The sequence below is a fragment of the Actinomadura sp. J1-007 genome (assembly GCF_009793335.1).
GTDB classification, from domain to species: domain Bacteria; phylum Actinomycetota; class Actinomycetes; order Streptosporangiales; family Streptosporangiaceae; genus Spirillospora; species Spirillospora yumaensis.
The window spans coordinates 1,188,869-1,200,963 of record NZ_WING01000003.1; the positions used below are offsets into that span (position 1 = coordinate 1,188,869).

The 12,095-nt window shown below is 71.2% G+C and carries 1 protein-coding gene; it reads right to left on the reverse strand.

Annotation, left to right across the window (positions count from 1 at the left end; translation table 11 throughout):
• Nucleotides 1-8: 8 nt before the first annotated feature.
• Nucleotides 9-12,071, reverse strand: a complete 12,063-nt coding sequence (locus GEV43_RS46555) for a type I polyketide synthase (protein WP_160826940.1) — start codon at nucleotides 12,069-12,071, stop codon at nucleotides 9-11.
• Between the last annotated feature and the right edge of the window lie 24 nt (nucleotides 12,072-12,095).

Sequence of the window (12,095 nt, forward strand, 5' to 3'; positions counted from 1 at the left end):
ACCCAGCCCTATCGCGTCGTGGTCGCGTCCGGCCCGTTCCAGGACACGCCCAATTCGTTGTCGATGAAGTCGAGAACCTGGTCCGCGGACGCCGACTCCAGCCGGTCAACGGCCGTGCCGTCCTCCCCGTCCTGCCCGTCGTGGCCGTTCTGCCCGTCGTTCCCACTCGGCTCGGCGTGGCCGTTGCGCCCGTGGTGTCCGTTCGCCGCCCGGCCGCTCCGTACGGCTCTCCAGTGGGTGAGGAGGCTTTCCAGCCGGGCCGTGACCGCGTCGGAATCGCCGTCCTCCAGAGCGGCGGCGGCGTTCAGGGTGCTTTCGAGCCTGGCCAGGTCGTCCAGGACGGGCTCGACGCCCGCGCCGGCGGCCGAGGCGTCAGCGCCCTCCGGTACGAGCCGCGTGCGCAGGTGCTCGGCGAGGACCCCGGCCTGCGGGTAGTCGAACACCAGGGCGGGAGGCAGGCGCAGGCCCGTCGCGTCCGCCAGCCGGTTCCGCAGTTCCACCCCGGTCAGCGAGTCGAACCCGAGTTCCTTGAACGACGCGTCGCCCCGTACGGAGTCGGCGTCGGTACGTCCCAGCACGGTCGCGACGTGACCGCGCACCAGGTTGAGCATGGCGCGCTGCTGCTCGGCCGCGGACATTCCGGCCAGCCGCCCGGCCCAGTCGTCCGGCCGCGCGCTTCCCGTGGCCGCGGTACGCCTGACACGTTCGCCGCCGCCGGACACGAGGGCGCGCAGCGCACCCGGCAGGGACTCGGCGGGCTGGACCGCGAGCGCGCGCAGATCGAGGTTCGCGGCGAGCAGCGACGCGTCGCCGTGCCTGAGCGCCGCGTCCAGCAACGCCAAGCCGTGCTCATTCGGCAGCGCGCCGACACCCGAACGGCTCATCCGGGCGCGATCGGTTTCGGTGAGACTCCCGGTCATCGCGCTGGTGGCCTCCCACAGCCCCCATCCGACGGACACGGCCGGAAGCCCTGCGGCCTGACGACGTGCGGCGAGCGCGTCGCAGTACGCGTTGGCGGCGGCATAGTTGCCCTGCCCCGGACTCCCGAGCATCGCCGCACTCGAAGAGAAGATGACGAACGCGGCGAGGGGGAGGTGTCGAGTGGCGGTGTGGAGGTTGTGTGCGGCGGTGGCCTTGGCGTCCCACACGTGGTGGAGGCGTTCCGGTGTCTGGGAGCCGATCACCGCGTCGTCGATGAGTCCGGCGGTGTGCACGAGGCCGGTGAGGGGGTGCGCGGGGTCTGCGTCGGTCGCGGTGATCAGGTCGGTGACGGCGTCGGCGTCGGACACATCCGCCGCGACCACCCGCACCTCAGCACCCAACTCTCGGGTGAGACGCTCGACCAGCTCATCCGCGCCCGGGGCTTGCAGGCCACGACGACTGGCCAGCACCAGCCGCTTCACACCCCACGTCCCGACCACATGTTCAGCGACCAGACCGCCGAGCGTTCCCGTGCCGCCGGTGATCAGCACCGTCCCGTCCGGGTCCAGGGCCGGGGGAATGTCCAGAACGAGCTTGCCGGTGTGCTTGGCCTGACTCATCACCCGCAACGCCTCACGCGCGCGAGCCAGCGGCCATGCTTGAGTCGGAGCAGGCCGCAATACCTGTTCGGCGAACAGCTCCGCCAACGCCCGGAACATTTCACTGATCCGAACCGGCCCGGCGTCCGTCACCAGATCGAACACCTGATAACCGACCGCCGGATGCTCTGCGGCGACGTGTTCGGGTTCGCGGATGTCGGTCTTGCCCATCTCCAGGAACCGGCCACCCTCAGCCACCAACCTCAACGACGCATCGGTGAACTCCCCCGCCAAACTATTGAGCACCACATCAACACCACGACCACCCGTCGCATCACGGAACGTCCGCTCGAACTCCAGATCGCGGGAACTGGCGCGATGGGCCGCGTCGATACCCATCGCCTCCAGAACAGCGTGCTTACCAGGGCTGGCCGTGGCGAAAACCTCCGCACCCAAATGGCGAGCGATCTGCACCGCCGCCGAACCCACACCACCCGTCGCCGCATGAACCAACACCGACTCACCCGACTTCAACCCGGCCAACTCCACCAGGCCGTACCAAGCGGTCAGGAAGACGATCGGGACGGCTGCCGCGCTGCGGAAGTCCCAGTCCTCGGGGATCGGGGACACCATTCGTTCGTCCGCCACGGTCACCGGGCCGAACGCGCCCTCGAACAGACCCATCACACGATCACCGACCGACAGGCCCGAGAAGACGCCCGGCCCCACCTCGGTCACCACGCCGGCGCCCTCGCCGCCGAGGCCGGTCTGACCGGGCACCATGCCCAGGGTCACGAGGACGTCGCGGAAGTTGATGCCGCCCGCGCGCACCTCGATGCGGACCTGGCCGGCGGCCAGCGGTTCGAGGGCTTTCGGGAACGGTTCCGGTGCCACGTTCTCGACGGTGCCGGGGGTGGCGACGGCCAGCCGCCAGGCGCGTTCGCCGGTGGGGGCCGCGATGCCTTGCCGTTCGCTCGCGCGCACCAGCCGGGGGATCAGCAGTTCGCCCGACCGGACGGCGAGCTGCGGCTCGCGGGCCTCGGCGGCACGCGCCACGGCGTCTGCCAGACCGGTCGAGAGGAACGTGTCCGCTTCGAGGTCGAGGAGAACGAAACGGCCGGGGTTCTCCGCCTGCGCGCTGCGGACCAGGCCCCACACCCCTGCACCGGCCAGATCAGGAACGTCCGACGCGACCGCGCCCCGGGTCACCACCACCAGGCGCGCATCCGCCAAACGCGGCTCGTCCAGCCACGCCTGGAGAAGCGACAGGACGTTCCCGACCGCGTCGAGGTCGTCGCTCTCGCCGTACGAGGCGTCGGCCAGCACGAGCGTCGGGGACGGCCGGTCCGCATCGAGCGCCGCCGACAGTGCCGCCAGGTCCGGGAACCGGGCGCAATCGGCCGGGCCGAACGCGTCCGTTCCGAGGACGGCCCAGTCGTCGTCGCCGAGCGTCGGGTCACTGAGCGCCGGAGCGGGCAGGGGCGTCCATTCGAGCGCGAACAGGCCGTCCGCGTCGGGTTCACCGGCGGCCTTCAGCTTGTCGATGTCCGCAGGGCGTGTGACGACCGAGTCAACGGTCAGGACCGCCGCGCCCGCGCTGTCGGCGACGGTGACGCGCACCCCGCGTTCGTCCCGGCCCTCGCCGTCGCCGTCGTGGACGGGCGCGAGCCGGACGCGGACCGTGGCAGCCTCACTCGCCCACAGCGAGATCCCGTTCCAGGCGAACGGCAGCCAGACCCGGCCGTCCTGCTCCCCTTCGCCCTCTCCGTCCGGCAACAGGCCGGCGTGCAGGACGGCGTCGAGAAGCGCGGGATGGACGCCGAAGCCGGCGCGGTCTCCGGCGGCCTCCGGCAACTGCACCTCCGCCAGGATGTCGGGCCCGTCGCGCCACGCGGCGCGCAGTCCGCGGAACGACGGTCCGTACTCGTAGCCCGTCGCGGCCATTCGTTCGTAGAAGGCGGTCACGTCCACCGGTTCCGCACCGGGAGGTGGCCACGCACCGTCGAGCCCTTCCGGAACGTCCCGCGCCTCGGGCGTGAGGACGCCCATCGCATGGCAGACCCACGGCGCCTCGGTGACGGAACCGTCGTCGTGTTCCGGACGGGAGTAGACACGCAGCTCGCGGCGTCCATCGGACCCGGGCGCGTCGGCCACGACCTGGATCTGCGCGGCGCCGGTCGGCGGGAGTACGAGCGGCGCTTGCAGCACCAGTTCCTCGACCGCGCCGCAGCCGGTCTCGTCGGCGGCCCGCAACGCCCACTCCGCCAATGCCGCTCCCGGCACCAGCGTCGTTCCCAACATGCGGTGGTCGGACGCCCAGCCGCCGGACGCCGACATCCGGCCGGTCAGCAGCAGACCGCCGTCCGCGAGCGGGACGGCCGCGGGCAGCACCGCGTGCTCGACCCGCCGCAGGCCGACCGCCGCCACGTCCCCGGCTCCGCGACCGGGCGCCAGCCAGTACCGCTCGCGCTGGAACGCATAGGTGGGCAGCGCGACGACCCGAGGCGCGGGCTTGGCGGGGAACCAGTCCGTCCAGTCCACGCCCGCGCCCGAAGTGTGGAGCCTCGCCATGGCGTGCGCGAACGCGTGCGGATCGTCCTGCTTGCCATTGAGCGTGGAGAGCGTCGGGGGAACGGGCCGACCGGCCTCATCCGTCCCGCCGTCCTCGTGCTCGTCCATGGCGTGGTGAAGGGTGTGCTGGGCGGCGGTCGCCAGTACCGGATCAGGCCCCAGTTCCAGGAACACGCCCGCCTGCGGGGCGAGGTGAGCGATGGCGGGCGCGAAGCGGACCGGCCGGCGGATGTGCGTGGCCCAGTACTCCGGCGTGGTGATCTGGTCGTCCGCCGGGAGACCGCTGAGGTTGCTGATCAGCGGCACGTTCGGCCGCCGGTAGGTCAGATCGCTGATCGCGTCGGTGAACTCGTCCAGGATCGGGTCCATCATCGGCGAATGGAACGCATGGCTGACCGCGAGCGCCTTGGTCTTGCGGCCCCGTTCCTTCCACGCGGCGGCCACCTCGGAGACCAGGTCGGCCGGTCCGGAGACGACCGTGCTGTCCGGGGTGTTGAGCGCGGCGATGGCCACTCGTCCGGCGAAACGTGCGAGGTCGTCGGTGAGTTCGTCGGCGGTCGCCTGAATGGCGGCCATGGCCCCACCCGACGGCAACCCACCCATCAACGTCGCACGCGCCGCCACCAAACGGCACGCATCCTCCAGACCGAATACTCCGGCCACATGCGCGGCGGCGATCTCACCCACCGAATGCCCGACAACCACATCAGGCACCACACCCAACGACGCCAACAACCGCGCCAAACCCACCTGCAACGCAAACAAACCCGTCTGCGCATACGTGGTGTGATCCAAAAGCTCAGGCTGATCGGGCAATCCAGTGAACACCACGTCCTTCAACGGACGCTCCAAATGCTCATCCAGCAGCCCGCACACCTCATCGAACGCACCCGCGAACACAGGGAACCGCTCATACAACCCGGCACCCATCCCAACCCGCTGGCTCCCCTGCCCACTGAACAGGAACACGGACTTTCCACTCGCAGTAGCGGCGGGACCGGTTCGCACCAGCGCCGGATGCGGCTCGCCCGCCGCCAATGCCTCGACACCCGCGAGCAGTTGAGCACGGTCCTCTCCAAGGACAACGGCCCGCTGGTCGAGCAGCGACCTGCTCTTCAGCAGCGACCAGCCCACTTCGACGGACGTGTCATCCGTGGCGGACACGTGCGCCGCCAGCGCGGCGGCCTGACCGCGCAAGGCGTCGGCATTGTGCGCCGACAGAACCCACGGCAGGACACCGTCGAACGGCACCGGCTCGGATTCGTCCTCCGGTTCGTTCTTCGGTTCGGGCGCTTGTTCCAGGATGAGGTGTGCGTTCGTTCCCGAAGCACCGAATGACGACACCCCAGCCCGACGCGGACGGTCATCTTCGGTCGGCCATTCCATCGGCTCGGTCAACAGACGTACCGCGCCCGACTCCCAATCCACGTGCGGGCTTGGTTCATCGATATGCAGGGACGCCGGAAGCGAACCGTTCCGCATCGCCATGACCGTCTTGATCACACCAGCCACACCAGCAGCCGCCTGCGTATGACCGATATTCGACTTCACCGACCCCAACCACAACGGCCGATCGCCCGAACGATCCCGCCCATAGGTCGCCAGCAACGCGCCCGCCTCGATCGGATCACCCAGCGTCGTCCCCGTCCCATGCGCCTCCACCGCATCCACATCCGACGACGACAACCCCGCAGACGCCAACGCCTGACGGATCACACGCTCCTGCGACGGGCCATTCGGAGCCGTCAAACCATTACTCGCACCATCCTGATTGACCGCCGAACCACGCAGCACCGCCAACACCTCATGCCCACGGCGGCGCGCGTCCGACAAGCGCTCCAACAGCACCAGCCCAACGCCCTCGCCCCAACCCGTCCCGTCCGCTGCCGCGGCGAACGGCTTGCAGCGGCCGTCCGGAGCCAGGCCGCGCTGACGCGAGAAACCCGTGAACACGTCCGGGGTGGCCATCACGGTCACCCCACCGGCCAAAGCCAGGTCGCATTCGCCCTGGCGCAGCGCCTGCGCGGCCAGGTGCATCGCGACCAGGGACGACGAGCACGCCGTGTCCACCGTCACCGCCGGGCCCTCGAAGCCCAGGGTGTACGCGACGCGGCCGGAGACGACGCTGCCCGAGCTGGACATCAGCGCGTAGCCCTCAAGGCGGGAGTCGCCGGCCGCGATCCCGGCCCCGTAGTCGTGGTACATCACACCCGCGTACACGCCCGTCCGGCTGCCCTTCAACGACACCGGATCAAGCCCCGCACGCTCCAACAACTCCCACGACACCTCCAACAACAAACGCTGCTGCGGATCCATCGCCAACGCCTCACGCGGATTGACGCCGAAGAACTCCGCGTCGAATTCCGCCGCGTCGTGGACGAAGCCGCCCTCGCGGGCGTAGCTGGTGCCGGGGTGGTCGGGGTCCGGGTGGAACAACCCGTCCAGATCCCAGCCGCGGTCCTGGGGGAACGCGCCGATCGCGTCGCCGCCCGCGGCCACCATCTCCCAGAGGGACTCGGCGGAGACGACGCCGCCGGGGAACCGGCACGCCATCGCGACGATCGCGACCGGGTCGTCCGCCGTGGCCGTCGTCGGACCGGCGGACGGACCGGCCACGGACGTCGCCGGCCCGTCCAGGCGCGCACACAGGTATCCGGCCAGGGCGTGCGGGGTCGGGTAGTCGAACACCAGTGTCGCCGGCAGCCGGACGCCGGAGATCACCGACAGGCGGTTCCGCAGCTCGACCGCCATCAACGAGTCGAACCCGAGGTCCTTGAAGTTCGCCTCGGCCCGTACGCCGTCGGGCGAACGGTGCCCGAGGACTCCGGCGGCGCACTCGGAGACGACCTCCAGCGCCGCGTCGGCCCGGCCGTTCGCGTCGAGTCCGGCGAGCCGCGAGAGCAGCTCCGATCCTTGGCGGCCTCCTGCGGCGGCGGCGCGCCGGACGCGCCCGCCGCGATCACGGCGGGCGCCAAAGGCCCGCAGCGGAGGAGGAAGCAGGTCGGCGGAGGCGAGGGCGCTCGCGTTCAGGTGGAGGGCGAGCAGGTAGGCGCCGCCGTGCCCGCAGGCGGCATCGAAGAGTTCCAGTGCCTCGTCGCTGGTGAGCGGGACGTTCCCCGAACGGCTCACCCGGGCGAGGTCGGTTTCGGTCATGTGCCCGGTCATGCCGCTGGCGTCCGCCCACAGTCCCCACGCGACGGACACGCCCGGCAGGCCGGACGCCCGGCGGTGCGCGGCGAGAGCGTCGCAGAACGCGTTGGCGGCGGCGTAGTTGCCCTGTCCCGGGCTGCCCAGGCACGACGCGGCCGAGGAGAACAGCACGAACAGGCCCAGCGGCAGGTCCGCCGTCGCCACGTGCAGGTTGTACGCGGCGGCGGCCTTGGCCGCCCACACCCCCGCCAGCCGCTCCGGCGACTGCGAGGCGATCACCGCGTCGTCCAGGACGCCGGCCGCGTGCACGACGCCGGTGAGCGGGCGTTCGGCGGCGATCCGTCCGACCAGTTCGTCAACGGCCGACGCGTCCGCCAGGTCGGCCGCGACCACCTGAACGTGCGCGCCCAGCGAGGCCAGGCGGCTCTCCAGCTCCGATGCGCCGGGCGCGTCGGAGCCCCGGCGGCTGGCCAGCACGAGGTGCGTGACCCCCCACGCGCGAACGAGATGCTCGGCGACCAGGCCGCCGACCTTGCCCGTCCCCCCGGTGACCAGCACGGCCCCGTCAGGATCGAGGACCGGCAGCCCATGACCGCCCTCGCGATCGCCCGCGTAGGCAGGGTCGGGGGCGCGGGTGTCGGTCCTCGCGAGACGTGGCGCGAGCAACTGCCCCGCACGCACGGCCGCCTGCGGCTCGTTCGCCTCCACCGCGCGCCGTACCGCGTCGGCGGCGTCCTGGGCGAACGCGGCGCCGGGATCCGGGAGACCGGCATCGACCAGAACGAACCTGCCCGGTTCCTCGGATTGCGCGCTGCGGACGAGCCCCCACACCGCCGCACCCGCCACGTCCGGGTTCTCGACCGCGACGGCGCCCTGCGTCACCAGCGCCAGCCGGACGTCGTCCAGGCGCGGTTCGTTCAGCCACCTTTGCAGCAGAGCGAGCACGCGCCCGGTCAGGTCGAGGCCACCGCCCTCGCCCTCGGGCGGGAGAACAGTCAGCACCGTCAACGGAGTCGGAAGATCCTCGGTGTCGAGGCGTGCCAGCAGCGCGTCCACATCGGGGACGGACGGCAGCACGGAGTCATCGAAGTCGCCGAGCCCGCACAGCGCGCCCGGTTCGTTGGCCTCGGCGGACGGCGCGGACTCCTGCACCGCGACCCAGTCGAGCACGAACAGGCCGTCAGGACCGCGACCGTCCTCGGCGCGCAGCCGTTCGGTGTCGATCGGCCGCAACGCCACCGCGTCGGCCGTCAGAACCGGTGCGCCAACGGCGTCGGCCATGACGACACGCACACCGCGTTCGCCCTCCGGAAGCGGAGACAGCAGAACGCGGACCGCCGTCGCGTCAGTGGCCCACAACGAAACCCCGCTCCACGCGAACGGCAGCCACACGTCCCCGTCGTCGCCGTGTCCGTCGGCCAGCAGGCCCGCGTGAAGGGCGGCGTCCAGCAGCGCGGGGTGGACACCGAACCCGCCCGGCTCACCGGCGGCCTCCGGCAACTCCACTTCCGCGAGCACGTCCGCCCCGTTCCGCCAGGCCGCCCGGAGGCCCTGGAACGCCGGACCGTACTCGTACCCGGACGCCGCCGCGAAGTCGTAGAACCCGCTCACGTCCACGGGCTGCGCGCCCGGCGGAGGCCAGGCCCCGGCCAAGCCCTCGGCGGCGTCCCCGGTCTCGGGCCCGAGCGTTCCTTCCGCGTGGCACGTCCACCCGGCGTCGTCATCGAAGTCGCCGTCCTGGCCGGGCTTGGAGTAGACCCGCACGTCGCGGCGCCCGTCCTCCCCGGCCGCGCCCACGACCACCTGCACCCGTACGCTCCCGGACGCGGGAAGGACCAGCGGCGAACGGAGGACCAGGTCCTCCACACCCGTGCACCCGGCCTCGTCCGCCGCGCGCAACGCCCACTCCAGCAGCGCCGCGCCGGGCACGACGACCGTTCCCGCGACCTGGTGATCGGCCAGCCAGCTCGCGTCGCCCGTCGCGGACAGCCGTCCGGTCAGAAGGCGGACGTCCCCTTCCGCCTGCTCGATCGCCGCGCCCAGCAGCCGATGCCCGGCGGACGCCAGCCCGAGACTCGCGGCATCGCCTCCCCGGCCACCCTGCGCGTCGATCCAGTACCGCTGCCGCTGGAAGGCATACGTAGGCAGTTCGACAAGCCGCGGAGCCCACTCCGCCGGGAACCACCCGGTCCAATCGACCTCCACACCCGCCGAGAATGCCTGCCCGAGCGCATCCGCGAGCTGCTTGCGATCACCGTGATCACGACGAAGCGTGGGAACGGTCGTGCCATCGACCCCGGCCTGTTCAAAGGTCTCCTCCATCCCGACCGTCAGGACGGGATGGGGACTGGCCTCGATGAAGACCCGGTGCCCGTCTTCGAGAAGCGCGTCAATGGTCTCGGCGAACCGCACGCGCTCCCGGAGATTGGTCACCCAATAACCGGTGTCCAGGGTCGCGGTGTCGATCGCAGCGGCACGGACCGTGGAATAGAACGCCACTTCTGTTGTCGGTACGGGTTCGATGCCTGCGAGGACTTCATGCAGTTCGTCGGTGATCTCATCGACCTGCGGACCATGCGAGGCGTAATCAACATCGATCAACCGCGCCCGATGCCCAGCAGCCTCGGTACGGGCCACCGCTGCGGTGACCTGCTCGGGCGGGCCCGACACCACCGTCGACGACGGCCCGTTCACCGCCGCCACCGCAACACCCTCAGGCAGAAACTCCTGCGCGGCGTCCACACCGACACCAAGCGAAGCCATCGCACCGCCACCGGCCAACCGCCGCAACGCCCGACTCCGCAACGCAACGATCCTGGCGCCGTCCTCCAACGACAGCGCCCCGGCCACACACGCGGCAGCGATCTCCCCTTGCGAATGACCGATCACCGCGGACGGAACGACACCGTACGACGCCCACACAGCCGCCAGAGACACCATCGTCGCCCACAGCACGGGCTGAACGACATCAACGCGCGCCAACTCCGCGCCATCGCCACGCAGGACGTCCGACAGGGACCAGTCCACGAACGGAGCGAGGGCACGCTCGCACTCAGCAATACGCTCCGCGAACACCGGCGAGGAATCCAACAGCTCCGCGCCCATACCGGCCCACTGCGAACCCTGACCCGGAAAAACCAACACCGGACCCGCACCTACTCCAGAAGGCGCAACAGAACGCACTTCACCGCTCGCCACAGCTTCCAAACCGGCCAGCAATTCATCGCGTCCGGTCCCGACGACCACCGCACGACGCTCGAAATTCGAACGGGACGCCGCCAGCGACCAACCCACATCCAACGGCGCGTCATCCGACACACGCACCTGGGACGCCAGCGCCGCCGCCTGCCCCCGCAACGCCTCTTCGCTTCTCGCCGACAGCACCCACGGGAGCGGGCCGACGTCCATCGGCGCAGGTCGTTCGGGCACGTCGTCGGGTTCGGTCGGCTCGGGGGGTTCTTCGAGGATCAGGTGGGCGTTCGTGCCGGACATGCCGAACGCCGATACGCCCGCGCGGCGGGGACGGTCCTCGCGCGGCCATTCGACGGGTTCGGTCAGCAGGCTCACCGCGCCGGATTCCCAGTCGACGTGCGACGAGGGGCGGTCCACGCGGAGGGTGGCGGGGAGCCGGCCGTTCCGCATGGCCATGAGCATCTTGATGACGCCGGCCACGCCCGCCGCGCCCTGCGCGTGCCCGATGTTCGACTTCACCGAACCCAGCCACAGCGGCCGGTCGTCCGGGCGGCCCTGTCCGTAGGTCGCGAGCAGCGCGCCCGCCTCGATCGGGTCGCCCAGCGTGGTCCCGGTGCCGTGGGCTTCCACCGCGTCCACCTCGACGCCCGACAAACCCGCGTACGCCAGCGCCTGCCGGATCACCCGCTCCTGCGACGGGCCGTTCGGGGCCGTGAGACCGTTGCTCGCGCCGTCCTGGTTGACCGCCGAGCCCCGCACCACACCCAGGATCCGGCGGCCATTGCGCAGCGCGTCCGACAAGCGTTCCAGCAGCACCAGGCCCACGCCTTCGGAGAAGACGGTGCCGTCGGCGGCTTCGGCGAAAGGCTTGCATCGGCCGTCCGGGGCCAGGCCGCGCTGGCGCGAGAACTCGGTGAACATGGCCGGTACGGCCATCACCGTCACGCCGCCCGCGAGCGCCATGGAGCAGTCGCCCTGTCGCAGTGCCTGGCAGGCGAGGTGGATGGCGACGAGCGACGACGAGCACGCGGTGTCCACCGACACCGCCGGGCCCTCCAGGCCGAGCGTGAACGCGACGCGTCCCGACAGGACGCTGAGCGCGTTGCCGGTCACCAGGTGCCCTTCGGCGCTCTCCTCGATGTGCGGGGTGCCGAAACCGGGAAGGCCCGCTCCGGCGTACACGCCGGTGGCGCTGCCCTTCAACGAGCCCGGTTCGATGCCGGCCCGTTCCAGCAGTTCCCATGACGTCTCCAGCAGCAGCCGCTGCTGCGGTTCCATCGCCAGCGCCTCGCGCGGGCTGATGCCGAAGAACCCCGCGTCGAAGAGGTCCGCGTCGTACAGGAAACCGCCCTCGCGGACGTAGCTGCCGCCGGGCTGATCGGGGTCGGGGTTGTAAAGGGCTTCCAGGTTCCAGCCGCGGTCGTCCGGGAACGCGCCGATCGCGTCGCCGCCCGAGTCGACCAGCTCCCACAGCTCTTCGGGGGACGAGACGCCGCCCGGGAAGCGGCACGCCATGCCGACCACGGCCACCGGCTCCCGGCCCCGCTCCTCCGCCTCGCGGAGGCGCTGGCGGGTCTGCCCGAGGTCGACCGTGACCCGCTTCAGGTATTGGCGGAGCTTCTCCTCGGTCTCCGACATCAGTTCCCGCCCTCCATGCGCACG

Coding starts and splice junctions, on each gene's coding strand:
- GEV43_RS46555 (WP_160826940.1), bottom strand. CDS start 12,071: ATGTCGGAGACCGAGGAGAAGCTCCGCCAATACCTGAAGCGGGTCACG.